27 protein-coding genes and 2 pseudogenes are annotated in these 25,978 nt (G+C 46.6%); 13 read left to right on the forward strand and 16 right to left on the reverse strand.

The annotated features are described in order from the left end of the window. Positions 1-481: 481 nt before the first annotated feature. Complete coding sequence (locus LA360_RS19640) at positions 482-1,222, reverse strand: glucosamine-6-phosphate deaminase (RefSeq protein WP_057571278.1); 741 nt, start codon at positions 1,220-1,222, stop codon at positions 482-484. Positions 1,223-1,244: 22 nt separating this feature from the next. After that, entirely contained in the window at positions 1,245-2,429 is a 1,185-nt protein-coding gene (nagA, locus tag LA360_RS19645) for an N-acetylglucosamine-6-phosphate deacetylase (RefSeq protein WP_057571279.1), read from the reverse strand. 284 nt (positions 2,430-2,713) lie between these two features. Here nagA and LA360_RS19650 point away from each other — a divergent pair, with 284 nt between their 5' ends. The 7 genes and pseudogenes from LA360_RS19650 to LA360_RS29790 all read left to right on the forward strand — a co-directional run bounded on the left by LA360_RS19650 (position 2,714) and on the right by LA360_RS29790 (position 7,790). Further along, positions 2,714-3,790, forward strand: coding sequence for a substrate-binding domain-containing protein (locus tag LA360_RS19650; protein WP_057571280.1), 1,077 nt, complete (start codon positions 2,714-2,716; stop codon positions 3,788-3,790). 13 nt (positions 3,791-3,803) lie between these two features. Then, positions 3,804-4,874 (forward strand): TRAP transporter substrate-binding protein, encoded by a 1,071-nt coding sequence (locus tag LA360_RS19655; RefSeq protein ID WP_027641297.1) that lies wholly within the window; start codon positions 3,804-3,806, stop codon positions 4,872-4,874. Between the two features lie 39 nt (positions 4,875-4,913). Then, entirely contained in the window at positions 4,914-5,417 is a 504-nt protein-coding gene (locus LA360_RS19660; protein WP_089775502.1) for a TRAP transporter small permease, read from the forward strand. Then, the gene (locus LA360_RS19665) at positions 5,410-6,714 is read left to right on the forward strand and encodes a TRAP transporter large permease (RefSeq protein ID WP_112481497.1); all 1,305 of its coding nucleotides are present in this window, start codon (positions 5,410-5,412) and stop codon (positions 6,712-6,714) included. Before LA360_RS19660 ends, LA360_RS19665 begins: the two co-directional genes overlap by 8 nt. Continuing rightward, positions 6,714-7,352 carry an SGNH/GDSL hydrolase family protein gene (locus tag LA360_RS19670; protein WP_057571283.1) on the forward strand — a complete coding sequence of 213 codons (639 nt, stop codon included), beginning with the start codon at positions 6,714-6,716 and terminating at the stop codon, positions 7,350-7,352. The genes LA360_RS19665 and LA360_RS19670 overlap by 1 nt, the downstream gene beginning before the upstream one ends. A 35-nt stretch (positions 7,353-7,387) precedes the next feature. Beyond that, positions 7,388-7,549, forward strand: a pseudogene (locus LA360_RS31960) (tyrosine-type recombinase/integrase); the annotation flags it as partial. A 112-nt stretch (positions 7,550-7,661) separates the two neighbouring features. Further along, positions 7,662-7,790 (forward strand): hypothetical protein, encoded by a 129-nt coding sequence (locus LA360_RS29790; protein WP_263870329.1) that lies wholly within the window; start codon positions 7,662-7,664, stop codon positions 7,788-7,790. A gap of 45 nt (positions 7,791-7,835) precedes the next feature. Here LA360_RS29790 and LA360_RS19680 read toward each other — a convergent pair whose 3' ends face one another. From LA360_RS19680 to LA360_RS19720, 9 genes are all read right to left on the reverse strand, one after another. Beyond that, the gene (locus tag LA360_RS19680) at positions 7,836-9,272 is read right to left on the reverse strand and encodes a 6-phospho-beta-glucosidase (RefSeq protein WP_057571284.1); all 1,437 of its coding nucleotides are present in this window, start codon (positions 9,270-9,272) and stop codon (positions 7,836-7,838) included. 67 nt (positions 9,273-9,339) lie between these two features. Beyond that, positions 9,340-10,728 (reverse strand): 6-phospho-beta-glucosidase, encoded by a 1,389-nt coding sequence (locus LA360_RS19685; protein ID WP_112481498.1) that lies wholly within the window; start codon positions 10,726-10,728, stop codon positions 9,340-9,342. Positions 10,729-10,784: 56 nt separating this feature from the next. After that, positions 10,785-11,099, reverse strand: coding sequence for a PTS sugar transporter subunit IIA (locus LA360_RS19690; protein WP_027643786.1), 315 nt, complete (start codon positions 11,097-11,099; stop codon positions 10,785-10,787). 32 nt (positions 11,100-11,131) lie between these two features. Next, positions 11,132-12,463, reverse strand: coding sequence for a PTS sugar transporter subunit IIC (locus tag LA360_RS19695; RefSeq protein ID WP_112481499.1), 1,332 nt, complete (start codon positions 12,461-12,463; stop codon positions 11,132-11,134). 28 nt (positions 12,464-12,491) lie between these two features. Then, a complete protein-coding gene (locus LA360_RS19700) occupies positions 12,492-12,803 on the reverse strand; it encodes a PTS sugar transporter subunit IIB (RefSeq protein WP_022202829.1) in 312 nt (103 codons plus the stop codon). A gap of 151 nt (positions 12,804-12,954) precedes the next feature. Continuing rightward, positions 12,955-14,046, reverse strand: a complete 1,092-nt coding sequence (locus LA360_RS19705) for a BglG family transcription antiterminator (protein ID WP_225537623.1) — start codon at positions 14,044-14,046, stop codon at positions 12,955-12,957. Positions 14,047-14,137: 91 nt separating this feature from the next. Beyond that, complete coding sequence (locus LA360_RS19710) at positions 14,138-14,866, reverse strand: BglG family transcription antiterminator (RefSeq protein ID WP_089775513.1); 729 nt, start codon at positions 14,864-14,866, stop codon at positions 14,138-14,140. A gap of 146 nt (positions 14,867-15,012) precedes the next feature. Next, positions 15,013-15,798: a transposase gene (locus LA360_RS19715; protein ID WP_112481403.1), complete on the reverse strand. Its 786-nt coding sequence runs from the start codon at positions 15,796-15,798 to the stop codon at positions 15,013-15,015. Then, on the reverse strand, positions 15,768-16,262 hold the full coding sequence (locus LA360_RS19720) for a helix-turn-helix domain-containing protein (protein WP_089776580.1): 495 nt from the start codon (positions 16,260-16,262) through the stop codon (positions 15,768-15,770). Before LA360_RS19720 ends, LA360_RS19715 begins: the two co-directional genes overlap by 31 nt. 245 nt (positions 16,263-16,507) lie before the next feature. Here LA360_RS19720 and LA360_RS31500 point away from each other — a divergent pair. After that, positions 16,508-16,658, forward strand: a pseudogene (locus LA360_RS31500) (IS110 family RNA-guided transposase); the annotation flags it as partial. A 206-nt stretch (positions 16,659-16,864) separates the two neighbouring features. Further along, positions 16,865-17,020, forward strand: coding sequence for a hypothetical protein (locus LA360_RS19730; protein WP_225537624.1), 156 nt, complete (start codon positions 16,865-16,867; stop codon positions 17,018-17,020). A 58-nt stretch (positions 17,021-17,078) separates the two neighbouring features. Here LA360_RS19730 and LA360_RS19735 read toward each other — a convergent pair whose 3' ends face one another. The 5 genes from LA360_RS19735 to LA360_RS19755 form a co-directional block, all read right to left on the reverse strand. Then, positions 17,079-17,828, reverse strand: coding sequence for a phosphotransferase (locus LA360_RS19735; protein ID WP_112481501.1), 750 nt, complete (start codon positions 17,826-17,828; stop codon positions 17,079-17,081). Between the two features lie 160 nt (positions 17,829-17,988). After that, positions 17,989-19,917, reverse strand: coding sequence for a 1,4-alpha-glucan branching protein GlgB (glgB, locus tag LA360_RS19740; RefSeq protein ID WP_022202826.1), 1,929 nt, complete (start codon positions 19,915-19,917; stop codon positions 17,989-17,991). Between the two features lies 1 nt (position 19,918). Then, entirely contained in the window at positions 19,919-21,259 is a 1,341-nt protein-coding gene (locus tag LA360_RS19745; RefSeq protein WP_089775519.1) for an alpha-amylase family glycosyl hydrolase, read from the reverse strand. A gap of 68 nt (positions 21,260-21,327) precedes the next feature. Then, positions 21,328-21,642 carry a YaaL family protein gene (locus LA360_RS19750; RefSeq protein WP_002585438.1) on the reverse strand — a complete coding sequence of 105 codons (315 nt, stop codon included), beginning with the start codon at positions 21,640-21,642 and terminating at the stop codon, positions 21,328-21,330. 35 nt (positions 21,643-21,677) lie between these two features. Next, positions 21,678-22,031 carry an ArsR/SmtB family transcription factor gene (locus tag LA360_RS19755; RefSeq protein ID WP_022202824.1) on the reverse strand — a complete coding sequence of 118 codons (354 nt, stop codon included), beginning with the start codon at positions 22,029-22,031 and terminating at the stop codon, positions 21,678-21,680. Positions 22,032-22,336: 305 nt separating this feature from the next. Between LA360_RS19755 and LA360_RS19760 the strand changes: the two genes are divergently transcribed. From LA360_RS19760 to LA360_RS19775, 4 genes are read left to right on the forward strand one after another with little or no spacing between them, the layout of a single operon-like run. Then, positions 22,337-22,879: a prepilin peptidase gene (locus tag LA360_RS19760; RefSeq protein ID WP_022202823.1), complete on the forward strand. Its 543-nt coding sequence runs from the start codon at positions 22,337-22,339 to the stop codon at positions 22,877-22,879. 56 nt (positions 22,880-22,935) lie between these two features. Then, on the forward strand, positions 22,936-23,940 hold the full coding sequence (locus tag LA360_RS19765) for a P-loop NTPase family protein (RefSeq protein ID WP_112481502.1): 1,005 nt from the start codon (positions 22,936-22,938) through the stop codon (positions 23,938-23,940). A gap of 34 nt (positions 23,941-23,974) precedes the next feature. After that, on the forward strand, positions 23,975-25,174 hold the full coding sequence (locus tag LA360_RS19770) for a TadA family conjugal transfer-associated ATPase (protein ID WP_112481503.1): 1,200 nt from the start codon (positions 23,975-23,977) through the stop codon (positions 25,172-25,174). Continuing rightward, positions 25,113-25,973, forward strand: coding sequence for a type II secretion system F family protein (locus LA360_RS19775; RefSeq protein ID WP_112481504.1), 861 nt, complete (start codon positions 25,113-25,115; stop codon positions 25,971-25,973). The genes LA360_RS19770 and LA360_RS19775 overlap by 62 nt, the downstream gene beginning before the upstream one ends. The last annotated feature ends 5 nt before the right edge of the window (positions 25,974-25,978 follow it).

The following is a 25,978-nucleotide window of genomic DNA, read 5'->3' on the forward strand; positions in this document are numbered from 1 at the left end:
TGGGAAAAAGGCGCCGGAAGATATCTTTCGGCGCCTCAGGTCTCACAGGCGGTCCCATTAGCCGTAGTAACAACGAACTGTGAGAAGTCAGCAGAAGCCTTGGTAGGCGAAAGCCGTCGCCTTGGATATGCAAGCGAATCCTTGATGATGGCACACCATCGCTGCCCTATAAGCATTCCATGGCGAAGGAAGGGTATCAGAGGTAAGCCTCATTTTTTCGTGGGATTGACCTTACCACGACATAGGTCTTTTATGCTGTCCGCCAGTCTTGACATGGACCTCATGCAATGCTTGGGATAGTCATCCCGACGGCGAGGAACTCTAGAACAGTTGCCTCTCAGCCGTGTTAAGAACGGTTCAAAAAATTTAAATGACAGCCATAGATGTAGTTTTAGTCTATGGCTGTCAATTTTTTCAGAAAGAAGCCGTCGTATGGCAATCTCAAGATTAACAGTATCTATAGAAAACTCATATCTGAAAATTAATTTGCAAATAGCCGGGATGCAGAAGCGTCATCAATAAACAGCTGCCAGTCCGGATGAGTTTTTAAGATGGTGGCTGGCACGGTTGGATCGACCGGTTTTGTGATAGTATTACAAATTGCTTCCGCCTTTACATCATGTGGTGCGGCTGTGATAATATGGCGGCAGGACATAATCTGTTTTACGCACATGGTGATGGCCTGCTTCGGCACAGCTCCTACGTTTTCAAACCATCCTTCACCGACCTGCTGCTTCCGGCAGCGTTCATCCAGTGTGACAATTTTGTAGGCTGTGTTTGTTTCAAAATCTGCAGGCGGGTCGTTAAAAGCAATATGGCCATTTTCGCCGATTCCGATTACGCCTACATCAATCGGATTTTCTCTCAGTTTCGTGGTCAGTTCGGCAATATTTTTTTCTACATTGCCCTCACCATTTACGAAATAAGCTGCTTTTAGCGGTACTCTGCTGACAAAACGTTCTTTTAAATATTTTCGAAAGCTTGCAATGTGGCTTTCCGGAAGAGCTACATACTCATCAAGATGGAACATTTCTATTTTTTCCCATTCGACTTGTTCTTTTACGAGTGCGTCGAGTGTTTCAAACTGGGAAGCGCCGGTAGAAAGAACTAGGCGGGCATAGCCTTGGGCTTTGATGGCATCATTTAATAATTTTGCAATTGCTGCGGCAGCATGACTGCCCAGTTCCTGCGGGGTGGATGATACGTTTACAGTAATATTCATGCTAAGCTCTCCTTTTACAATACTATTGTCTGATTCCTGCAACATAAACAGATGAAATGCGGATGTCATCATCGAAAATCAACAGATCGGCATACTTACCTGGTGCAATGCTTCCGTATTGATCTTGCTTGCCCAGAAAAATAGCCGGGTTTAGAGAGGCCATGCGAACGGCATCCCAAACAGGTAAACCGGCTTTTTGGGTCATGACACGTACCAAGCGATCCGTAGTAGCCACACTGCCGGCGAATCCGTCAAAGGCTGGCATATTGGCGATTCCATCTTTGATAATGACGGGAGTTCCATGTGCTTTTGAGCCCAGAAGCGAAGGACCATCCGGCATATTCGCACCACGCATGCTATCTGTAACAAGACAGATGTGGGAGTGATCCTTACATTTGACAATCAGTTTTAAGAGTTCTGGTGGTAGATGAATCCCATCAGCAATAATTTCTATGTTTAACTGGTCATATAAGTATCCGGCTTCGACCAGGCCAAGTTTCCTGTGCCCATTCTCCCGTGTGATTGTGGACATGGCGGAATAGAAATGAGTAAGTTGTGTGTATCCGTGCTGAACAGCCAGTTTAACAGTATCAAATTTGGCATTACTGTGGCCCATTAAGGCCAGGATACCACGGGAAGCTAATTCATCTCCCAATTCAAGAGCGCCAGGAAGTTCAGGAGCAATGGACCACTTTACGAGGTTGCCGCTCCCTCGTTTGAGGATTTCCATATAGTGTTCCCGCTTGGGACAAACCAGATATTCCGGAGGTTGGGCTCCCGCCTGAGCAGGAGAAAAATAGGGACCTTCCAGATGGATTCCAAGCAGATGTGGCATATGTTCGGAAACGGCCTTCGCTGCTTCGTAGGATTTAAAAAAACGGAATAGCTCCTGATCTGAGCAGGTAAGTGTTGTGGGACATAAGGCAGTAGTACCGTGTTTTAAATGTGCCCGAGCAGCAATGAGAATATCTTGTACGGTTCCGTCCATGAAATCCGCACCACCACCTCCATGGCAGTGTGTATCGATAAAACCGGGAGAAAGATAATTGCCCTGGCAATTGATAATTTCGGTTTCCCTAGTTAGATTTTCTGGAACAGGTTCTTGATCTATGGATTTGATCAAACCGTCTATGACATAAACATAGTGATTTTTCAACACAGCATCCGGCATAATGACACGAGCATTTTTGAAAATGATATGCTTCATGGATATTCATCTCCTTTGATTGAATTGTTTTCAGAATAGTAGAAAAAGATAAAAAAGTCAAGATGTAATTGTAAAAAAGCACAATAAATTTAGGATTTTTGTTTAAAAATTAGAGAAAATTTTTTTCGTATTGACAGGGTACGTAAATATATTCTATAATCAGACTAGAGAAAACGTTTTCGAAAACAATAAAATTTAGACATTATGTACTTTTTATACTCTTTTAGTGCTTAGTGAAAAGAAGTATGATGCCGGAATCAGACGGGAGATGATGTATTATAGAAGTGAAGAAAATAACTCTAAAGGATATAGCACAGGCCAGTGGATATTCTCTTGTTTCTGTCCATAGGGCGATGAACAACAAAGAGGGGGTCAGCAAAGCAGTCAGGCAGGAAATTCTAAATGTGGCCAGTGAACTTGGGTACACAACAAACTATGTGGCATCGGCACTGAAACGTCGTCAAGTGAATTTGGCCGTGGTGCTCCCGGAAGCAGAAGATGGAGGGAAATACTATTTTCGCTATGTTTGGAAAGGATGCAGAGCTGCTGAGAGCGAGGTATCGGGCTATAATCTGAATGTGATGGATTTTACGTTCCCGGTGAGTGATTCGAAAGGAAGCGAAGAACAGGTTAGTATTCTGAAGAAGTTATACGATGAGTGGGGAGATCGATTGGATGGTCTTTTGACTATGCCAAATATTAATAGTCCTCAGATGCAGTGCCTTTTGAGTCAATTTTCCGGGAGAGGAGTGTCGGTGGCTCTGATTGACAATGATTTTAAAGATTGTGGGCGGCTGTGTTGTATAGCTCCTAATGATACCTATACAGGACGTCTTGCAGCCGAATTGATGAATCTGGTACTGCAGGGAAAAAAAGGAACCATTCTTATTGCGGAGGGAGATGAACGTTCGTTGTCTCATAAATTGAATTCAGAAGGCTTTCGAACATATTTTCAAGAAAAAAATCTGGATATTTCGGTGATTAGTGTGCCGAATTTGAATAATACCGAGGCAAACCGCGTTCAGATGCTGAAGTATTTGAGAGAAAATACGGATGTCATCGGAACTTATTCCACGAGAGCTAGAAATACAATTCCTATGTGCGAGGCCTTAATCCAGTTCGAACGATTTAACGATATATTTGCGGTTGGAAGTGATTTGTTTCCGGAAAGTGCGCAGATGCTGTATGACGGTGTTTTAAAGGCGATCGTTTATAAGAATCCCTATCAGAAAGGATATCTTGGTTTCAAAACGCTTTTTGAGTATCTGATCAAGGGAGAGAAGCCGAAAAATGAGGCGATCAGTGTTCAAATTTCAATTATTCTGCAGAATAACATTCAATTTTTCAAAGAATTTATTTAAGGAGGAAAAATAAATGAAAAAAACTTTAGCAGCATTACTTTCATGTGCAATGGTGGTGTCAATGACCGCATGTGACGGTTCTAAGCCGGCCGGGACAACAGCAGCTTCCGCTACACCAGAAACAACAGCCGCAGAAAGGGTGGAAGAAACAACGGCAGCGGAAGCAGCAAGTGGAGATATGGGGGATGAACTTCACTTCAAGCTGGCAGAAAATCAGGCGGATGGAAATCCGATTACAGAAGGTATGAAAATGTTTGCAGATCTGGCAAACAAGTACACAGATGGCACGGTAAACATTGATGTATATCCGAATGCAGCTCTTTGTGATGAGGCATCTTCCATCGATCAGGTAATGGCGGGAACCCTTGATTTTTCACGTGTTAATACGAATTCCATGGCACCTGTAGTAGATTTGTTCGGCGCATTTAGTATGCCGTATCTGTTCTCCAATACAGAAGCAAAATATAAGGCGCTGGATGGAGCTGCAGGAGAGATGGCCTTTAAGGAACTGGAAAATTATAATATGGTAGGTCTTGATTTTTATGAGGCTGGTTCCAGAAATTTCTATACAACGGATAAGCCGATTACATGCGTGGCCGATCTGAAGGGCATGAAGATTCGTGTGCAGCAGACGGAGGTAGCCATTTCCATGGTACAGGCATTAGGTGCAGAGGCAACTCCAATGGATTACGGTGAAGTGTTCCAGGGACTGCAGACGGGCATTGTAGATGGAGCGGAAAATGACTTCGTAAGTTATTATACCTCTGGTCATTATGAAGTAGCAAAGAACTTTACACTGGATGGCCACATGGCACCTCCGGCACTTGTTATCTGCAGTAAGAAGACATGGGATCAGATGTCCGATGCACAGAAAGAGGGAGTAAAGAAGGCATCCAGAGAAGCTGCTGAATGGCAGAGACAGGCAATGCAGGATTATCAGGAAGAATCCAGAGCAAAATGTGAGGAATCAGGATGTAAGATTATTGATGTGGATGTGAAAGAATTCCAGGATACTGTACAGTCTGTATATGACAAGTATCCGCAGTATAAGGAACTGGTAGATCTGATTCGCTCCGCTGAATAACAGGAAATCAGATTTTAAGAAAGAAAGGGGAAGCGTTCCATGTCGAAGGTAAAGGGGTCTTTAAGATATCTTGTAAAGTTGGAGCAATGGATTTGCTGTGTGTTTCTTGTAATCATGTTAGCGGTATGTTTTGGTGCGGTTGTGATGCGTTACGTTTTCAGCAAACCTCTGGTGTGGTCTGAAGAAATTATCCTTACCATATTGATCTGGTTCGGTTTTCTGTGTATTTCCATCGGGGCATACGGAGACACACATATTGCGATAGAAGGTGTATACAACTTGTTTCCGTCTGCAGTGAGAAGAGCCTGTGATATTTTACGTAATTTACTGTTGACTGTATTTGGATGTCTGATGGTATATTTTGGCTGGCAGGTTTTTAAAATTAATCTGATGAAGCGTTTGCCGGCTACTCATCTGTCTCAAGGAGTGCAGTATTTCCCAATTGTTTTTGGAGGAATTCTGACAGCTTTGTACAGTGCGGTTAATTTATTGGAATATCTGATTAGAAACCAGGAAAAGAATGAGGAGGAAAGACATGAATGAGATAGCAATAGGCACCATTATGTTATTTGCAACATTAGCAATTCTGATGGTCATCAGAATACCGATTGCCTTCTCTCTTGCCATTTCTGCATTGGTGACGGCAACATACCTTGGGATTCCGTATTTTAATTTATTTCAAAAAATGTCAGTCAGCTTGCTGAGCTTTACTTTTATTGCAGTACCCTTTTTTATCATGATGGCGCAGGTTATGACAGATGGTGAGATTACATCAAAACTTATGTCCTTTTGTAATATTATCGTAGGGAGAATCCGTGGCGGTACGGCGATTGTCAACATTTTGGTGAGTATGCTGTTTGGTGGAATTTCCGGTTCTTCGGCGGCAGACGTATCCTCCATTGGGGCTATGTTGATTCCGGCGATGGTGAAAGAAGGATATGATGAAGATTACAGTGTGGCAGTAACTGTAACTTCATCAGTGGAAGGTGTAATTATTCCGCCAAGCCAGAATATGCTGTTTTATGCGTTGGCTTCTGCAAGCGGAATTTCAATCAGCACACTGTTGGCATGCGGATATATTCCTGGCGTAATGTTAACGTTAGGCCTTATGATTCCCGCTTATGTGATAGCTGTGCGAAAGAGATATCCTCTGGGTGTGAAGCGATCCATGAGGGAAAACATTAAAATTATCTGGGAAGCACTTCTGGGATTAGGTGCAATCGTAATTGTGCTTGCGGGAACATCCTTTGGCATTTGTTCCGCTACAGAAGCTGCGGCGGTTGCCGCAGTATATGCATTGTTCTTAACTTTGTTTGTATATCGCAATATGACGTTGAAGCTTTATCTGGAAGGTTTGAAAAAATGTCTGCCTACGATGACAATGGCAATGGCGATTATTTCTGCATCCGGAGCATTTGGTTATGTGATGTCCTATTTAAAAGTACCTCAGAATCTATCCACCTGGCTTCTTTCTCTGACCTCAAACAGAACTCTGCTGGTTCTGCTGCTTTTGCTGATGATGCTGGTCCTTGGATGCTTCATGGATATGGGTATTCTGATTCTTTTGACGACGCCTATTTTATTCCCGATTGCAACCGGAGCACTTGGTTTTAACCCGTACCATTTCGGTGTTGTTCTGGTTCTGGCTTATGGAATCGGTCTTTGCACACCTCCGGTAGGAACTTCCCTGTTCATCGGATGCAGTATTGCGAAAGTGCCTGTGGAGAAGGTTGTGAAAGGATTTCTTCCATTTTACCTGTCTATGATTATCATGTTGCTGCTGTTGACGTTTATACCGCCCCTTTCACTGGGGCTGCCAAAATTAATGGGGTTATTGTAATGAAACATATTTTATGTTATGGAGACAGTAACACATTTGGTACGGATCCGATTCATGGAGGACGACATCCTGATGATGTTCGCTGGACCGGTGTACTGCAGAAGCTTCTTGGGAGCGATTATCGCGTTATTGAGGAAGGCTGCGGCGGAAGAACAACCGTTTTTGAAGATGAAATCTCCTATGGAAGAAATGGCTTGAAAATGCTGATACCCATTATTGCCAGCCATAATCCGCTGGATCTGATTGTGGTGATGCTGGGAACCAATGATCTGAAGAAACGCTTTCAGGTGACATCCTGGGATCTGGGGAGAGCGATGGAGCAGATTGTTGATACGATCCGCAGCTTTCCGTTCGCTCCGTCTTATCCGGACCCGGAGATTCTGATTGTTTCTCCAGTCTTGATTAAGACAGGAATTTCTGACAGTATCTATGGCTGTTTTACTGAAGAAGCTTCTGCTATGTCACGATGTTTTCGGCCGGAATATGAAGCAGTAGCTAGACAGAAGAATTGTCATTTCTTCGATGCTGCTTCAGTTGCAGAAGCCAGTGAGAAAGACCGGCTGCATATGACTGCAGAAAATCATCGAAAACTGGCAGCGGCGCTGGCAAAAGAGATTCAAAAATTGTTAATTTCATGAAACTATTTAGTACCGTAGTTAGGACACATTGATTTTTGGTCAAAACAGAGAAAATAAAAAATCTGTTTCGCCATTCCCCGCATATGTTCCGGCATACGTCCCTGAGCCTTTTGAACAGCGCGGGCTGGGATCCCGAACTTCTCCGTATACGGGCCAGGCATAAAAATATATACACCACGCTCAATACGTACGTCCATCCCTCGTATGAGGAGAAGGCGGAAAGTCAAGCTGTTTATCCGTTTCATCCTAACAGACGGGAAAAGATGTTAAAGCTCCGTGAAGAGCCGCTTGCTGTTGAGGAGGACAGGATTGCAGGAAGAAGCGGCAGCAAAAAAGAAAGTAATAACTGCCATTTTGAGATTTCTAATTGTCAAAACGGCAGTTATTCATTCTAATATGACCAGTCTGACAAGCATGGCTTCACAGGAAGCAGATTGAAACAGAATGGTTACAAAGCAGATTCTTGTTTAAGCTATGATTCTATTATAAAATCTCCCCATTGCTTTCAATTACCTTTTTATACCACCAGAAGCTCTTTTTTCTGTACCTTGCCAATGTGCCATTTCCATCATTGTCGCGGTCTACATAGATAAAGCCATACCGTTTTTTCATCTCCCCTGTACCGGCGCTGACAAGATCTATGGGGCCCCACATGGTATAGCCCAGCAGGTCTACGCCATCCTCTGTGACTGCGTCTCTCATTGCCTTGATATGATCCCTCATATATTCAATGCGGTAATCATCAATAACAGTCATCTCGCCATTTTCGCCCTCTACCAGTTCATCAACCGCGCCAAGCCCGTTTTCTACGACAAAGAGCGGCTTTCTGTAGCGGTCATAGAGAGCATTGAGGGTAATCCTCAGTCCCATTGGATCAATGGGCCAGCCCCACTCGCTTGCTTTCAGATAAGGATTCTTCAAAGAAGCGAAGATATTTCCCTCTATCGTCTCGTTCACCTTTGGATCAGCGCTTGCACAGCGGCTGTTGTAGTAGGAGAAGGAGACGAAGTCAACGGTATACTTCTTTAAAAGTTCTAAATCCCCATCTTCCATAACCGGCATAATCCCCTCTGCCTCAAGCTGCTTTAATGCATAAGGAGGATATTCTCCATGAGACTGGACATCAATGAAGAAATAGCTCCGGCGGTCTGCGCACATGGCAGCCCAAACGTCATTAGGCTGACAGGTATGCGGATATGTATTTCCGGCAGCCAGCATACAGCCAACCTTATTTTCCGGGTCCACCTCATGGGCAATCTTAGTTGCCAGTGCACTGGCTACCAGCTCATGGTGCGCTGCCTGATATTTGATCTGCTTCTCATTTTCGCCTTCCTCAAAGCAGAGTCCCGCACCCATGAAAGGAGCTTCCAGGATCACGTTGATTTCATTGAAGGTCAGCCAGTATTTTACAAGCCCCTTATAACGGCGGAAGATCGCATTGCATAAATTCTCATAGAAGGAAATAAGCCTGCGGTTTCTCCATGCGCCATATTCTCTGACCAAGTGCATCGGGCAGTCAAAATGTGTTATCGTAACCAAGGGTTCAATTCCATATTTGCGGCATTCCCTAAATACATCTTCATAGAACTGAAGACCTGCCTCATTAGGCTCCTTTTCATCTCCGTGCGGGAAAATGCGGCTCCATGCAATACTCATGCGGTAAACCGTAAAGCCCATCTCGGCAAAGAGGCGGATATCCTCCTTATAACGGTGATACATATCAATTGCGTCTTTTGAAGGATAAAAATGCTCGTCATCAAAATCAAACATTTTTTTCTTTCCTGAAATAACAGCCATTCGGTCGGAGCCAACAGGGGATACGTCCACATTCGCAAGTCCGCGTCCGCCCTCGGAAAAGCCTCCTTCACACTGATTAGCGGCAGTTGCGCCGCCCCATAAAAAACCTTTTCTAAAAGCCATTGTATACCTCCCGTATTATTGTATTTATAAAAGGGCTTTAGTTGGAATACTGTTACTGGAAATTCGTTTATTTGGAAAGCTCACGTGCAACCGGATCTTTGATCGCCACGCCCGCAGCCTCTAATTCCGCAATTTTGTCTGCAAACTGCGGAAGGTATTTCTTATGCGCAAGGAGCAGCTCATTAATGATCTTCACGGCAGTTTCTCCAGATACGATCTGCGGATTCAAAATAAATGCCTGGAGAAGTATGCCATAATCTCCGGTAACAGCCGCTTCTTCTACACAGAGCTCCATGTTTTTCATACACTGAAGCCATCCTCTTTCAGCAGGATGTAAGGTTCCAAAGGCGATCGGCCGCGCGCCAGCCGCGCCAATAAAAGCAGATACCTCAACCGCGCATTCCGGCGGAAGATCCGGAACAGCTCCGTTATTTCTTGTAGTAACAACAATGTGCCTGTTCAGGTTTGCATAGATGGAAGCAATGGTATCACAGGCGGTATCTGAATAATGGGCTCCGCCCCGCTTTGTAAGCTGTTCAGGCTTATAATCCAGCTTCGGATCCTTATATAATTCAAACAGCTCTGCCTCTGTCTTTTTCACCTGCTGTCCACGTGTCCCAAGCTCCGGATCCTTATATTCTTCTAAACAGTGGTTCAGCATCTCCTCCTGCCTGTAGTAATATCTGTGATATCCGCAGGGGATCATGCCCATCGTATCCAGCTGCTCTTTAAAGAAAGGAACATCAAAGATGTTAGCCGGCAGTCCGGTGTCCTCGCCCTTATATAAGGAATCTATGATCTCCGGCGTCACTTCTTTTCCGTTTTCGTCAAAAGCCTTATGCCAATGGAAATGATTAAGTCCGGCGAATTTGTAGGTAAGCTGGTCTAAGGTTTTTCCGATCCGCTCAGGCTCCTTCATCATTGCTCCTATAGGAACATTGCACAGGCCAATAACCTTATCCCATTTGCCATATCTCATAACTGCTTCTGTAACCATTCCGCTTGGATTGGTAAAATTGATCAGCCATGCATTGGGGCAAAGCTCCTTCATATCCCTGACAATATCAAGAATCACAGGAATGGTTCTCAGGGCCTTAAAGATACCGCCCGCACCATTGGTTTCCTGTCCCAGCATTCCATAGCTCAGCGGAATACGCTCATCCTTAATTCTTGCATTTAAAAGGCCGACGCGAAATTGTGTAGTAACGAAATCGGCGTCTTTCAAAGCAGCTCTCCGATCTAATGTCAAATGGACTTTAACATCATAAGGGGACGCATCCCACATGCGCTGCGCCATGGCGCCAACAATTTCTAATTTTTCCTTACCGTCTTCAATATCCACCAGCCAGATTTCCCTGACAGGCATAATATCATATCGCTTAATAAAGCCTTCCATCAGCTCCGGAGTATAGCTGGAGCCGCCTCCGATCGTAACGATCTTTACAGGTCCATTCATCTCTTCTTTCCTTTCCGTTTATTCGTATACAGTATAAAACAGAACGAGTCTTAAGCTCATACATTCAGTCGTTTATACACATCGATAAATTCTTTTGCAATGATCCGAAAGCCTTCGGCGCTCATCAACTGGTCCTCGGCATGGATCAGCAAAAGACCGCTTCCGTCCAGTTCACCGCTCGCCTCCATAGAAAGAAGAGAGGTGTGTTCAGTGTGTCCCTGATTGAATGAAACATCGCCTTCCTTGATCATGCGCTCAGCGTCCTCAAATTTGCCTTCCTTTGCGCATTGGATTGCATTAATATAGTAAGAGCGGGCAGCTCCTACCTGAGCAACGATCTGAAAACATTTCATAACCAATTCATCTGTCATTTTTGCCATAGTCAAGTCTCCTTATTTTATTCCTACCAGTCCTCATCATCGTCTTCGCTTTCGGCAGCAGCCTTTTCATTTTCCAGAGCCGCCAGATCCAGCTTGCGGACAAAGGGAAGATAGATAACAAAGGAGACAACCAGCATAACAACCTGAAGAAGCGCTGTGCGCCAGCCTCCCGCAATCAGGCCGGAAATGATAGGCGGGGTCGTCCAGGGAACGTAAACTCCGCTGTACATGGGGCAGAGCCCTGCTGCAATCGCAACATACTCTATAATTCCGACTACGATTGGCGTTAAGATAAATGGAACTGCCATAAGCGGGTTCATAACAATGGGCAAGCCAAACAGAATCGGCTCATTTATATTGAAGATCCCAGGAACTACTGAAATCTTTCCCAGTGCCTTAAACTGCTTGGATTTTGCCAGGGCAACCATGTACAGTACGATTCCGATTGTGATACCGGAGCCGGTAGCAGTTACAAACAGCTCGATAAACTGCTGAGTTACGATGTGTCCGCCGTTTGCCTTTGTCAGCTCCAGTCCGGTATCCAGAATTGCCTGGTTATCCAGATAGTTTGCCTGCAGGATGCCCTGCATAATGCCGCTCATGATCGTAGCGCCGTGAACGCCGAAGAACCACAGGAAGGATACAATAAAGGCATAGATAATTATAGCACCAAAGGAATCGGTAAGACCCTGCAGCGGAATCTGGATAATTGAGTAAATCTGCTCAATCACCGTAGTCCCGGCAGCAATATCACAGACTCCATGAAGGACGGTTGCGCCGGAAATGATAACAAAGGCAGGAACCAAAGCAGAGAAGGCATTGGTAACGCCGACGGGAACTCCGGCAGGCATCTTGATACGGATATTCTTTTTCAAAAACCATGAGTAGATATATCCAACTAAAAGGCCGCAGATAATAGCGCCGATCATACCCTGTCCGGCAGTCCAGGTACGATTGATCACATTGGAAACCGTTCCAATAACCTCACCCGCATCATTAGTGACGGAGACAGAGGAGGGCTGGAAGATCAAAAACGAACCCAGAGCGATCACTGCCCCGCCGAGAGGCTCCTGTTTTTCCATCAGGATGTACTGATAGGAAATTCCGAGAACGGCAATAATGGCATTGATATTAAAGGTAGCCATGTATGCCTGGTTCAGTATGTCGATCAGACCGTGGTCACTTAAAAAGGCCACAACTGCCGGAACCGGGAAGTTTGAAAGGATCAGAGCCACAGATCCGACGATGATCAGAGGAATCGTATAAATAATTCCCTCTTTTACAGCGGTAACAGGCCGTGTATTTACAAACCACAGGATTTTTGGCAGAAGTTTCTCCTGTATCCAATTATTCATAGCACATCACTCCTCTAAAATGATTAGATTATTTTGAATTTTTTACCAGTTTATAAGCGAATTTTAATACGTTCATACCATTACAGGTTCCATAATCCGCCATAGGGATAACATCAACCGGAATGCCCTTAGGCTCACATAATCCTTTTGCCTTCCCTAACTGAAAACCAATCTGAGGACCTAACAAGGCTACGTCTACACCGTCCAGACGAGCCTCCATCTCACTAATCGGATAAGCAGCAATCTCTGCATCCTTTCCCTTTTCTTTAGCAGCCTCTTTCATTTTTTCAACTAAAACGCTGGTAGACATTCCGGCAGCACAGAACAAACGAATTACCATACTATTACCTCCATATTATTTTTAATGTCTGTGTATAATCGCGATTACCTTCATACAGACAACTATAGCAGGGAGATGGCAAAAACTCCAACGAAAAAAATGCCGGAATAAATCCGGCATTTTCTGGATAAAAACAAACAATATACAAAAATCATCTATTTTTTAGCAATTGTATAAAGGTACTGTAATAGGGCGATTCAATCAGAGCTTCTACCGCTGTTTTATTTAAAGAAAAGCGGGCTGTTGTTTCATAGAACAGACGCCGCATCTCCTCTGAATCCCCTGTTCGTCCAATAGAGATTAAAAGCACTACTTGTACAGGAGAGCCGTTCCAGGAAACAGGCTCTGGCAGAATAGCCACGTAAGCAAAGGAATGTTCAGAAGCAATATGCAGGGGATGAGGAATCGCAATTTGTGTGCCATAATTCATTTGAATCAGCTGTTCTCTTTCCATGACTAATTCAAGGAAATCATCATCTACCTTTTCCTGACTCTGGATTACCTTATATATATTGGCTAAAACCTCTTGCTTTGTATTTCCGGATATATGTGGAAGAAAACGTTCCGGCCGATAATAAGTGCAGATCGCACGCTCAATATCATTGAGGGTCAGTGTATCTGCCACCTTACGCTTGTTCTCGTCGTCAAGGAAATGTTCAATTTCAATAATGGGGACCGGAATCTTTCTGGTGATTGGAACTGTTGTTAAAATAAAGTCAATTTGGGAAAAATTAAAGCTTTCCAAGGCTGCCACATCACAAACCCATATATTGTCCAGATATTCGGCAAATTCCTTCTGATATTTGTATTTTAACAGCTGAGATGAGACTTTTCCGCTACTGCATATGATTAATATATTGGAACGTCTTTTACACTGCTGCTTTTCCAGCGCAAGCTGAAAGATCAGAGCAAAGTATCCAATCTCATCTTCTGGTATTGGTCTTTTATATATATCAGACAACACATTTGCTGCGATTCTGGCTGCCTGGTATGCAAGAGAATAATTTTCCTTGATCTCCTGAAGTAATGGATTTTTCAGGGGTATTTCATAACGCATCCGTATATCAAAAGGAACGAGGTGCTGATTCAAAGTCATGCGAATGTCAAAGTCATTCAGGATATCAAGATGGTATTCGTTGCTGATCAGCTGAAGTATACGAAGGCTTAGCTGATCGATGTTTTCAGGGATAACAAAATTTACAGCATTTTCAACAAGGTTGCCGCCAGTCCGTTTTCCTGTCATAAGACAGATTAGGAGAAAGGTTTCCTCGGTCTGCGTATGATTAATGCCGCCCAGCTCAGAAAGATAGTCAAACAGTTCCCTAATAAACAGCTTATCTGTAATTTCTATATGCAGACAATCTGGGGGGGGGGGTGATTAATGACAGATAGTTTCCTGATTTCATTCTCTTATAGGCGACATAGGTATAGCTGACAAAATTATCAAGCGAAATTTCAGATAGAAAAATACCATATCTGGAGGTCAGGCTGTAAATTTTTTGAGCCAGAGAATCAATCTCCTGAAGCTGGCGGCTGATATTAATCCCCCCAAAGCCACAATGTTTTACAAAAGAATTTACGATTAACTGTCGCTTGTTAAATTCATTTCCTGAAATCCTAATCCCATAGTTCGGTCTGCGTTCGATTGAAAGGTGATATTGTTTCAAAGTTTCTTCAATGGATTTCAGACATTTGGACAAAGTTGTTTTGGATACATAAATAAAATTACATAATTCTTCCGTCTTTATATAATTCTGTTTAAATATCAGGTACGCCATCAGATAGTCAACACGCTCATTCTGACTATTCGGAATGCATAAATCACAAAGAAGTGAATTACAGTATTCTTCAAAACACTGCGGCTCCTGTATTTTCAAAGAATATCCATAATGCGGTTTAGAGAGGATTACAGCGCCATGCTTCATAACAGCCTTTTTTAAATCATTAAGCGCAAGGCGAACCGTTTTTTCGCTTACAGATAACTTAGCAGCAAGAGTTTCTGCTGTTATAAATATTCCAGGCTTCATAAGCAGGAGCATCTCATGTATTTTTTTCTGAGTCATTTGTAGTCATCCTTTTCCAATCAGGCTTTCCATCTGCGCAAGCTGCTTCTCCAGTTTGGCCCGTTCATTAAGGGCGTTTCGTCATCCTCCGGCGATTCCGCCGCTTTGGGCGCAGCCCTAGTACAGCATTGCTTAAATATCAGTGATTAAATTACTAATGGTATCCCGGCATATGTCCACTTAAATGGGTGTGCTGTAAGATTGTATTGTTCAATAAAGCGCAGGATGCTTGCTTCCAGTTCTTCTATTGATAGGTAGCTTTTCCGCTTCAGCAGCTTCCGGTTAATGATGCCAAACCATATCTCAATCTGGTTCATCCAGGAACTGTGTTTCGGAGTATAGACAAAGCGGATCCGGTGGGAAGGGTCATGCAGGAAATCCGCTCGGCTTTCCATACTTTTAAGGATCCCTGTTTTCCCTTTTTTGCCCAGTTCCACGCCAAGGGCACAGGCTTCTGCCACAAAGCGGACAAGGGCTTCCGATTTATGGGTGTTTAGGCCATCGCATATAAATGTCCATGGGGCTTGCGGGTCTGTCCCTACCAATGCTTTCACGGCTTCCACAAAATCCTCTTCTGTGCGTGTGGAGTTTAAATACGGCATTTCCATACGGCCCGTTGCAACATCAAAGAACCCGATGAGGCTGGTCGTGCCATGGCGGATATACTCAAACTCCATTTTGGCGCACTGGCCGGGTAATGGGAGCTTGTCAGGATATTTATGTTCCAGCGCTTGTACCCCGGTCATTTCATCCGTGGAAACAATGTGTGCACCTTCCCGGCTTTGTTCCTGGGCACTCTGGTACAGGCCGCAGATTTCGTTTACTTTCCGCGCAAAAGATTCCGGGGCTTCCGTCTTTTCCGAAGAATGAAGCCAGTAACGGATTTTGTGGGGATGTAAATCTACCTCATTTTTAAAAAACGGCTGACAGATTTCTCAGAAATCTGTTCAGCGATCCCCTGCTTTTTAATTTCTGCCACTAACAGCGGGAGACTCCACTGGCTTACTTCGTACCCAAAATCATTTGGGCTGCTGCAGGCAAGGTCGATGATCCGCATGATCTGGTCCGGCGTAAAAACAGACGGGGCACCGGGGCGTTTTTTATCGGACAGGACTGCCCGTATCTCATCTTCAAGCTTTTTCGGGTCGTCCATTTCAATCCTCCGCAAGGCTGGGAGCGCCGCGAGGAACCGACTGCGCCAGGTGGCAACATTATTATAATGAAGCCCGACCTGTGGTGCAATATTCTGGTTGAGTTCCCCCTGTGACGCAAGCAGGACAATGCTGGCTCTTTTGACCAGTCCTGACGGAAGGGAGCGGCTTTTTGAAAAAGCAGATAATATGTTTTTCATGGCATCAGATAAAACCGGGATAGTATCAATTGTTTTCCTTCGCATAATAACACATCCATTCTTTAGTGATAGAATTATTATGCACCGACTACAATAAAAAAGCAACGTCTATTCATTATTATTTTGGCAATGCTGTACTAGTATAATAATGGTGTAGTCGATAGGGACTACAGGTTAATAGTTACAAAGTCCGATCTCATTGACGTTTCCTCCTTGGGAACAAGCTCCAGATGGCAAAACCTCTTAGAAAGTCTGTCAATCCATTCGGCGGTGATTTATGTTTTGGCTGGAAGCCTTTCAAGATCATCCATGCCGACCCTCTGTCGAGAAACCTCGCTGTCTCAAAAATAAAAGAAGCACAAGAGACGTATTCTCTCGAAAGCCGATAGCACAAATATGAATATAAGGAAACTACATAATGACAAATTCGATTCAAAAAAGATGCAAATAATAATAATCCCGGACCAGGTTGCTTAGGTCAACGACTCATAAAATGAGCAGAATACTGTTTTTGTCAAGAAACAAATAACCTACAAAGGATGATGTCTTATAGAAAACAGTATATACCATTCAAAGACTCTTTGCAACCACTTATGATGGCTCGCCGGAACCAGAACGGCCAGAAAACTTATGGAGAGCTGTTTTTCATGTTCTGTGAAGATATACAGGACATGGAGCTGACCACTGCTATCAAGAGCTTGATGGCTTTGTTTGTGGAGCAGATAAGCAGTCTCTCACCCGGTATCACAAATATCGTAAAATATGATACCTTGACTGTGAGAAACGTCGTATTAATTTGCTAAAGTCACAGGCGCCGGAAGATATCTTCCGGCGCCTCTTTTTTCCATGTGCAGGCGGATTTTACTGATAATCAAATACGTTAATCCAGCTTTCCAGCAGTTCCTTTTCCTCGGGACGTTTGTAAGCCAGCTGGGCAGCTGCCACGATGGGGAGCCAGCCCTGTACATAGCGCTTTTCTGTGCCCGTTTTAACACAGAACAGATCCATGTACATATCAGCTGTCTTCTTATCCTTCAGGCTCAGAAGCAGATAGGTTCTGGCCACATCGGCACTTGCGTTGCCCTGGGAAGCATGTACCCAGTCAACCAGATACCATTTGCCGTCGTCGCCTACGATGATATTGGAAGGGCAGAAATCGCCGTGGCACAGCTTGGTGTGCTTTGGCATGCCGTCCAGCCTTGTAAGCAGCTCGTAGCGCAGGTTTTCATCCAGCTGTTCCTCGGATTTAAGGGCGCGGATGGTCTTTTCCTTCAGCTTGTTTAACAGTGGGCAGGCCTGGGCAAAAATCAACAGGTGTAAATCAACCATCTGCTCCAGATACTCCCCTGTCTTGTCAGGATTTTCTTCCATCAGCTGCTGAAGGGTCTTGCCCTCCACAAATTCCCTGGTAATAGACCATTTGCCATCGATTACAGATACCCCCAGAACCTTAGGAACATTCAGGGCTTCAATGGTTTCCACACGTGCGTTGCACAGGGCTTCATTCAGAACCTCGGCTTTTGGGAAGTCTTCGCAGAATTCCTTGATGGCAGTGCTTCCGTCACGGTATACGGATTTTGTTTCGCTACTGGAAATTAATTGTTTTGCCATAATTATACTCTCCTTCCACACATTATAAACGGTGCTGCGACAGGTAATCCATCGCACTGCCTTTATTCTACTACAACATGACTGAAAAGTACATACCTAATTTGATAAATTTTTAACGTACTTTTAGGCCCTAAAAGAATCATATTTCTTAAAAACATGTTTAAAAACGGAAGATGGCTGTTCCGTATGCAGGAAGAGGATAGGAGAAGGAGTAGGGCTGTCCGTCGCATTCGCTTTTAGAGGATGAGAAGCACGGAGCTTCTGCTGCCTTATAAGCGCCGTGATTATCCAGGAGCAGGGTGTACCTGCCGCGCTTTGGAACACCTACCCGGTAATCCGGTCTCTCCACCGGAGTAAAGCTTATAATGAACATCAGGTTTTTCTTACCCGTCTCATCCCGCCGGATGAAGCTGAAGATACTTCTGTCGCCGTCATTGGCATTAATCCACTGGAAACCGTTCCAGTCATTGTCCTGGCGGTAAAGGGAAGGATACCTTTTGTACAGATGGAGCAGGTCCTTCACATAGTTCTGAAGCTCTCTGTGGTCATCCTCGTCCGTGAGATACCAGTCCAGGGAAACCTTTTCATCCCATTCATGGAGCTGGCCGAAATCCTGACCCATGAACAGGAGCTTCTTGCCGGGATGGCCCATCATGAAGGTGTAACCGGCCTTCAGATTGGAAAACTTGTCCTTGCCAAGGCCGGGCATTTTGTTAATCATGGAGCATTTCAGGTGAACCACCTCATCGTGGGAAAGGACCAGGATATAGTTCTCACTTGTAAAATAGGTGAGTCCGAAGGTCATGCGGTGATGGTTATACTTGCGGAAATAGGGGTCTAACTTCATGTATTCCAGGAAATCATGCATCCACCCCATGTTCCACTTGAAGGTAAAGCCCAGTCCGTCCTGTTCGGGATGCTCCGTCACCTTTGGCCAGGCGGTGGATTCCTCAGCGATGACAAGGGCTCCGTGGTTGCGCCCCTGGACCACTGTGTTCAGGTGCTTGAAGAACTCTATGGCTTCCAGGTTCTGGTTGCCGCCATGTATGTTGGGGACCCACTGGCCCTCCTGACGTCCGTAATCCAGGTACAGCATGGACGCCACAGCGTCCACCCTGAGGCCGTCCACATGGTACTGCTCCACCCAGTAGAGTGCATTGCTGATGAGGAAGTCCTTGACCTCGTTCTTGCCGTAATCAAATACCTTGGTGCCCCAGTCCGGGTGTTCCCCCTTCCTGGGGTCCGCATATTCAAAAAGGGGTTCGCCGTCAAAGTCAGCCAGGCCATGGGCATCCTTGGGGAAGTGGGCCGGAACCCAGTCCAGTATGACGCCTATGCCGTTCTTATGCAGGTAGTTGACAAAATACATGAACTCCGCCGGTGTGCCATAGCGGGAGGTGGGAGCAAAGTACCCCGTAACCTGATATCCCCAGGAGCCGTCGAAGGGGTGTTCTGCAATGCCCATAAGCTCCACATGGGTATAGCCCATCTCCTTTACATAAGCTGCCAGTTCATGGGCAGCCTCTGTGTATGTATAAAAGCCGTCCTTTTCAGGCCTGTCCCGTTTGCGCCACGAACCCAGATGCACTTCGTAAATGCTCATGGGCAGCTTCTGTACATCCGCCTGGGTCCTTTTTTCAATCCATGCGCTGTCAGTCCAGGAAAAGCCCTGGATATCGGCTGTGACAGAGGCTGTGCCCGGACGGTATTCCGCGCTGAAGGCAAAGGGATCTGCCTTGTAGAGAATCCTGCCGGACTGGGTGGTAATGGCAAATTTATAGAGCTCTCCCAGCTTCATGTCCGGATTGAAAATCTCCCAGATGCCGGATTCGGAGATGCGTTCCATGGGGTTGGCCTCCGGATTCCAGTTGTTAAAATCACCTACCAGATGGACCTCTTTTGCATGGGGGGCCCAAACAGCGAAGTAGATGCCTTCCTTTCCCTTGTATGTCTTGGGATGCGCCCCTAATTTCTGGTAAATATCATAGTGTGTGCCTGCCCCGAACAGATAGCAGTCCAGGTCAGATATGAAGCCTGTGGCAGAAGCCTTTTTCTTTGAAGATGCTGCAATGCGTTTTTTAGCTACCATATCAGTTCTCTCCCTTGAGTTTCAGGACAGCTCCCCAGTTGCCCTTTAATTTTATGTGGACCTTCCCGTCTGAAATGGGGAGGCGGTCTCCGGGTTCCAGAAGATTGACTGCCTCGCTGGCCTGAATCGGAACAGGGATGGCCAGCGAGGCCGGCTCATCGTCATTGTTTACCGCGGCGATAATGACAGAGTCCTCACCGTGTCTGGCAAATGCATACTGGCGGTTGGTCAGCAGCAGTTCCTGGTAACGGCCCGTGTGAAGCGCCTCCTGCCGCCTGTGAATCTGTCCCAGCTGTGCAATCAGGTCCGTAAGCTCACAGTGAAGTTCACCTTCCTGGTCTATGGAGATGGCGGGACGCAGCGCCTCATCGCTGGTGTTGGTGCGTTTTCCCTCAATGCCCCATTCGCCGCCGTAATAGACGGATGGGATGCCGGGCAGTGTGAAGAGACAGAGGTATATGGGAAACAGGTGCTCCCTGAGCTTAAGCTTTGTGGCAATCCTGTCCTCGTCATGATTGTCCACAAAGGTGTAAAGCTGGCGTCCGATGGCCTCCAGCCGTCTTACGTTGTGGGCAATTTCAAAGAAGTTGTGATCATTGAAGCCGGAGTAAAGGCTTTTGTGAAGTTCGTAATTGGTGACGGAGTGGAGCATCTCACTGTTAACCCAGCGGCTGTAGTCCCCGTGAATCACCTCGCCCATGAGCCAGAAATCTTCCTTCATGGTCTCTGTCTGGCTGCGCATTTCCTTCATGAAGTTGAAGTCCAGCACATTGGCGCAGTCCAGGCGTATTCCGTCAATGTCAAACTCATCAATCCAAAACCGGATGACGTCAAAGAGATAGGACCTTACATCCGGGTTAAAGAGGTTCAGGCAGGGCAGTTCAAAATGTCCCTGCCAGGCTTCGTATCCAAAGGAATCGCCGCAGGGGCTCTGCCAGTCAAAGTTCACCCCCTTATACCAGTCCTTATAGGGGGAATCCCGGCGCTTTTCCTGTATGTCCTTAAAGGCAAAAAATTCACGTCCCGTGTGATTGAACACGCCGTCCACTACTACCTTTATGCCCTCCTGGTGGCATTGGGCCACAAAATTTCTGAAAGAATCATTATCGCCCAGACGCCGGTCCACCAGCTTATAATCTCTGGTATCGTATCCATGGCTGGCGGATTCAAAAACCGGGCCTATGTAGATGGCGCTGCAGCCCAGGGAGCGGATGTGGGGAATCCACTTGTCTAATTCTTTAAAACGGTTGGTTACTTCGGTTGCATCATTGTGTTTGGGGGCGCCAGTCATCCCCAGGGGATACATGTGATAGAACACTCCCCGTTCATACCAGGTGCTCATGTTGTTTTCCTCGCAATCTTTATGTAGTTATATGTTACAGCGCCCGGAGGGGGATAGTACTGTAAGTACTAATCCTCCTGGCTTTTAAATTTACGCAGCAGGAACTGGTAGCGCAGCTGGGCCGCGTTCAGTTCGTAGATATAGCAGTCTATCAGGGTAGGGTCCACGGCCTGCTCAAAGTGGTTCCTGGCGGCTTCGATGGCACATTTTGTGCGTTCGATTTCCACGCGCAGGCGGATGAGTTCAGGTCTGGGACGCCGCGCCCTGGTCACTGCGGACCTGGCGGCGGCAGTCTCCCTGACTGCTTTCATGATGTCAAACATATGCTTCATCTCCCAGATATTGATAGAAGTAGTATATCTGGAAAATGCCATCTTATGCATGTATGGCCTGCGGAATTAAATTTTAATACAGGCTCTCAATACAGGAATTCTTCCAGTCTGTAACCCAGTTCCATCAGCCGGCGGTTGGATTCCCTCAGGGTAAGGTAATAATAATTGGCCGTTCCTTCCTGGCGTACGCCTACGATGCCCGCCTCCTTTAGTATCTTGAGATGATGGGATATGGCCGGGCGGGAAAGGCTGGTCCGTCTGGTGATTTCGTTTACATTGAGACCGTATTGCTCGAAATGGATGGGGCCAGGTGTCTGCCTGCTGTCAAGGGCTTCCTCTGTCAGTACCTCTATGATGGACAGACGCATCTCATCGCCCAGGGCAATGAACAGCGGCATACAGGCATGAAAACGTTTCTGTAATTCCTGGGCAGTTGTCATCTGCCATTTCCTCCTTTGGTTTAAAAATTTGAACCAACTTCATTTTACCATGTATAGGGAGGAAGGTCAAGGAAATCGGAAATGAAATGCATAAAACTCGCTGAAATTCACCCTTGACATTTGCCGGAAAATCCCTCATAATGGAACAACATCCAACACAGTCTATTTCATGACAGTCTGATTTATCTCAATGGTTTTATTTACATCATTATTTTTGTGTTGCCTGGCTCAGGCAGAAATTTCCTCAGAAAAAAGTGAAAGATGGAACGGAGAAAGGGGGTAGTGTATTCAGTTTACATTGTTTTATGTCATATGCATTGTATGGCATGATGGCCTATTGCGCCTTTATGGATATCAGGTATTACCGGATACCTAACAGGGCCCTGGAGGCCGTGGCGGCGGCAGGACTGGCTGTTTCGGCGGAGGCCTGCGTGTCCGGAGCGGGAAGCGTTGGCTTTTGGGCAGCCGCGGCTGAAGGCGTTGTTGTTTTTATAATGGGGCTGGTGTTGGCGGCTGCAGCCGGTTTCCCGTTTTTCCTGCTGCGGATGGTGGGAGCCGGGGATATTAAATTCATGGCCCTTGTGGCAGGCTGTTTTGGCTTGGAAAGAGGATTTTGGTCCGTAGTGATTGGCTTGTGTCTGGGAGCTGTTCTGGCTCTCGGAAAGATGCTGCGAGAGGGCAGCGTTTGTCAGAGATTCTTGTATTTGACTGCCTATATCAGGCGTTTGATTCAGAGTAAAGAAATAGAGGCGTATTACTGCCCGGAGCGGGATGGATATAAGTGCGTAATTCCATTGGGAGCCTGTTTTTTTGCGGGGACTCTTATTACAGTGTTGTGGAAGGGATGAGTGATGGGTGTTAAGGCGCATATGCGCCAGGCAGAAACGAGGTGAGAAGTAAATATATGGTAAAGATTCTGGCAGTCTATGACGCTGACCCCGCCTTTGGGGAACGGCTGGCGGATTATGTGAATCAGAAGGAAAAGATTCCGTTTACAGCCATGGCGTTTTCCAGCCTGGACAGGCTCAGAGAATATGGGGAAGAACATCCCATAGAAATCCTGCTGGTAGATGAGTGCTCCCGGGCGTTGGTGGGGGATGTGAAGGCAAAGCAGGTCATGGTTCTGTGTGACGGGGAGCTGGTGGATGGGCTGGATGTATTTCCGTCCATCTACAAGTACCAGTCCGGGGACTGTATCATGCGTGAGGTGTTGGCTTCCTACTGCAGCCGGCCTGTGGAGCCGTCGCTGGCCCTTCTTGGGACCAGGGCCCTGGTCATGGGCATATATTCCCCTGTGAACCGGTGCTTTAAGTCCTCGCTGGCCCTAACCATAGGGCAGGTGATGGCAAAAAAGGAGACGGTGCTGTATCTGAACCTGGAGGAATATTCAGGGCTTTCCAGGCTGATTAACAGTGAGTACAAGGCTGATTTATCGGATGTGCTGTATTTGTACCGGCAGGGAGGGTATAACTGGATGAAGCTAAAGTCTATGATCAGCAACTGGGGAAATATGGATTATATACCTCCGGTGAGATATGCGGAGGACTTAAGCCAGGTGGCGCCGGAGGACATGGCGCAGCTCATAGACAGGATTGCGAGGGAGAGCGGCTATGACAGGCTGGTGGTGGACGTGGGCCAGATGGGAAGGGGATCACTGCCCATTCTCTCCATGTGTGATGTGGTGTATATGCCGGTCAGGGAGGACTATATATCAGCAGCCAAGATAGAGGAATTCGAGGAATACCTGGAGGAAGCAGACGATGCCGGGGTCAGGGACAGGATTCAGAAACTGAGACTGCCCAGACATACAGGTATTATGAAGCGGGAGGGGTACCTGGAACAGCTGACATGGGGAGAGATGGGGGATTATGTAAGGCAGCTTTTGAACGGGAAGCAGCCGGAGAGCTAGGGGGTGTAGGAACAATGAGGAGGAAGCGTGAGCCATGGAGGAGAGGGAGAGTACAAGGAGGAGGAACCGAGAAGGTGTCCGGTGGGTCATAAGGGAACGCGTCATGGAAGAACTGCAGGAAAGCCACCATATGGACGACGGGGAACTGATGGAGATGATTGACAGGGCCATAGGAGACATGGGACAGGAAATGTTCCTGCCGTTAAAAGAACGGCTCTGGCTGCGGGGCAGCCTCTTTGACAGCTTCCGCCGTCTGGATATCCTGCAGGAGCTTATTGATGACAGCTCCGTATCGGAAATCATGGTTAATGGAGCAGGAAAGATATTTATGGAGAAAAACGGAAGGATGGAATTGTGGGACAGGAAATTTGAGAAGCCGGAACAGCTGGAGGATATCATACAACAGATTGTAAGCAGGGTCAACCGTGTGGTGAATGTATCCTCTCCCATGGTGGATGCCAGGCTGGAGGACGGCTCCAGAGTCCATGTGGTGCTTCCGCCTGTGGCCCTGGATGGTCCGGTTGTAACTATAAGGAAATTCCCGGACCCGATTACCATGGAAAAGCTGATTCGTTTCGGAGCCATAAGCGCGGAGGCCGCGGGCTTTCTGGAGCAGCTGGTGGAGGAGGGATGCAACATGTTCATCAGCGGAGGGACAAACTCCGGGAAAACCACATTCCTAAACGCATTGTCATCCTTCATACCCTCCGGTGAGCGGGTAATTACCATTGAAGATTCTGCTGAACTGCAGATAACGCAGGTTCCCAATCTTGTGCGCCTGGAGACAAGAAACGCCAATACGGAGGGGGAAGGGGAAATTACCATGAGCCAGCTAATCAAGGCGGCCCTGCGCATGAACCCCAACCGCATCGTAGTGGGCGAGGTGAGGGGAAAAGAGGCCCTGGATATGCTCCAGGCCATGAACACAGGCCATCCCGGCAGTCTTTCCACGGGTCATGGAAACAGCCCGCGGGACATGATAAGCAGGCTGGAGACCATGGTGCTGATGGCGGCAGACCTTCCGCTGGCGGCAATCAGGAACCAGATTGTGTCGGCTCTGGACATCATGGTCCATCTGGGACGGCTGAAGGATGGAAAGAGAAGAGTTTTATCCATTATGAGAATAGGAGGTTTGCAGAATGGAGAGGTGGAACTGGAGCCATTGTTTGAATATGACGGGAGGGAGGACCGGCTTCGTCAGAAAAGGGCCGGGACACAGGCGGGACCTGGTTAGGCAGGAGATTGCCAGGAGCAAACCGGAAAAGAGGGCTCCCAGGGCCCGGCCTCCCGACAGGGTGGATTACAGCACCTACCGGCTTACAGCCAGGGAGTGGCTGTTATACGGCGCCTGCGGGATAGGGGCCTGCGGGCTGGCCTCCTATGTATTTTACCGCAGTGCGGTGGTGTTCCTGATTCTGATACCCTTTGGAGCCTGTTATCCTTTATATCGGAGGGAGGATTTAAAGAAGGAGAGGGCCAGGCGGCTGGAATTACAGTTTAAGGAGGGAATCCAGGTGCTGTCCTCCTTTCTCAGCGCGGGGTATTCCTTGGAAAATGGACTTGCCCTCAGCATAAAGGAGCTGGAAGTATTGTTTGGAAAGAAGGAGATGATTACAGAGGAGTTCCGGATCCTGTGCGATGGAATCCGGATGAACCGTCCGGCAGAAGATCTGTTCATGGATTTTGGCCGGCGCAGCGGACTGGAGGATGTGGATAATTTTGCCCAGGTACTGTCCGCGGCTAAACGAAGCGGAGGTGAGCTGGTGGAAATCATCCGCCAGACGGCTGGAATTATCCGTGATAAGGTGCAGGTTAAGGAGGAGATACACACCATGCTTGCTTCCAGGATATTTGAACAGAAAATCATGAATCTGATACCGTTTTTGATTGTACTCTATATTGATCTTACATCCCCTGGATTTTTCAGCGTGATGTACGGCACCTGGATGGGCCGGGGAGTGATGACCATGTGTCTGGCAGCCTATGCGGGCGCGCTGGTTATGGCCGGGAAGATACTGGACATTGAGGTGTGAAAGGC

The sequence above is a fragment of the Enterocloster clostridioformis genome, assembly GCF_020297485.1.
GTDB classification, from domain to species: domain Bacteria; phylum Bacillota; class Clostridia; order Lachnospirales; family Lachnospiraceae; genus Enterocloster; species Enterocloster clostridioformis.

Coding starts and splice junctions, on each gene's coding strand:
- LA360_RS19705 (WP_225537623.1), bottom strand. CDS start 14,046: ATGACAGGAAAACGGACTGGCGGCAACCTTGTTGAAAATGCTGTAAAT.
- LA360_RS19765 (WP_112481502.1), top strand. CDS start 22,936: ATGGTAAAGATTCTGGCAGTCTATGACGCTGACCCCGCCTTTGGGGAA.
- LA360_RS19755 (WP_022202824.1), bottom strand. CDS start 22,031: ATGACAACTGCCCAGGAATTACAGAAACGTTTTCATGCCTGTATGCCG.
- glgB (WP_022202826.1), bottom strand. CDS start 19,917: ATGGTAGCTAAAAAACGCATTGCAGCATCTTCAAAGAAAAAGGCTTCT.
- LA360_RS19690 (WP_027643786.1), bottom strand. CDS start 11,099: ATGACAGATGAATTGGTTATGAAATGTTTTCAGATCGTTGCTCAGGTA.
- nagA (WP_057571279.1), bottom strand. CDS start 2,429: ATGAAGCATATCATTTTCAAAAATGCTCGTGTCATTATGCCGGATGCT.
- LA360_RS19735 (WP_112481501.1), bottom strand. CDS start 17,828: ATGGCAAAACAATTAATTTCCAGTAGCGAAACAAAATCCGTATACCGT.
- LA360_RS19640 (WP_057571278.1), bottom strand. CDS start 1,222: ATGAATATTACTGTAAACGTATCATCCACCCCGCAGGAACTGGGCAGT.
- LA360_RS19760 (WP_022202823.1), top strand. CDS start 22,337: ATGTCATATGCATTGTATGGCATGATGGCCTATTGCGCCTTTATGGAT.
- LA360_RS19730 (WP_225537624.1), top strand. CDS start 16,865: ATGTTCTGTGAAGATATACAGGACATGGAGCTGACCACTGCTATCAAG.
- LA360_RS19660 (WP_089775502.1), top strand. CDS start 4,914: ATGTCGAAGGTAAAGGGGTCTTTAAGATATCTTGTAAAGTTGGAGCAA.
- LA360_RS19720 (WP_089776580.1), bottom strand. CDS start 16,262: ATGCGAAGGAAAACAATTGATACTATCCCGGTTTTATCTGATGCCATG.
- LA360_RS19665 (WP_112481497.1), top strand. CDS start 5,410: ATGAATGAGATAGCAATAGGCACCATTATGTTATTTGCAACATTAGCA.
- LA360_RS19770 (WP_112481503.1), top strand. CDS start 23,975: ATGGAGGAGAGGGAGAGTACAAGGAGGAGGAACCGAGAAGGTGTCCGG.
- LA360_RS19670 (WP_057571283.1), top strand. CDS start 6,714: ATGAAACATATTTTATGTTATGGAGACAGTAACACATTTGGTACGGAT.
- LA360_RS19745 (WP_089775519.1), bottom strand. CDS start 21,259: ATGAGCACCTGGTATGAACGGGGAGTGTTCTATCACATGTATCCCCTG.
- LA360_RS19680 (WP_057571284.1), bottom strand. CDS start 9,272: ATGGCTTTTAGAAAAGGTTTTTTATGGGGCGGCGCAACTGCCGCTAAT.
- LA360_RS19775 (WP_112481504.1), top strand. CDS start 25,113: ATGACGGGAGGGAGGACCGGCTTCGTCAGAAAAGGGCCGGGACACAGG.
- LA360_RS19750 (WP_002585438.1), bottom strand. CDS start 21,642: ATGCATAAGATGGCATTTTCCAGATATACTACTTCTATCAATATCTGG.
- LA360_RS19685 (WP_112481498.1), bottom strand. CDS start 10,728: ATGAATGGACCTGTAAAGATCGTTACGATCGGAGGCGGCTCCAGCTAT.
- LA360_RS19655 (WP_027641297.1), top strand. CDS start 3,804: ATGAAAAAAACTTTAGCAGCATTACTTTCATGTGCAATGGTGGTGTCA.
- LA360_RS19700 (WP_022202829.1), bottom strand. CDS start 12,803: ATGGTAATTCGTTTGTTCTGTGCTGCCGGAATGTCTACCAGCGTTTTA.
- LA360_RS19695 (WP_112481499.1), bottom strand. CDS start 12,463: ATGAATAATTGGATACAGGAGAAACTTCTGCCAAAAATCCTGTGGTTT.
- LA360_RS19710 (WP_089775513.1), bottom strand. CDS start 14,866: ATGACTCAGAAAAAAATACATGAGATGCTCCTGCTTATGAAGCCTGGA.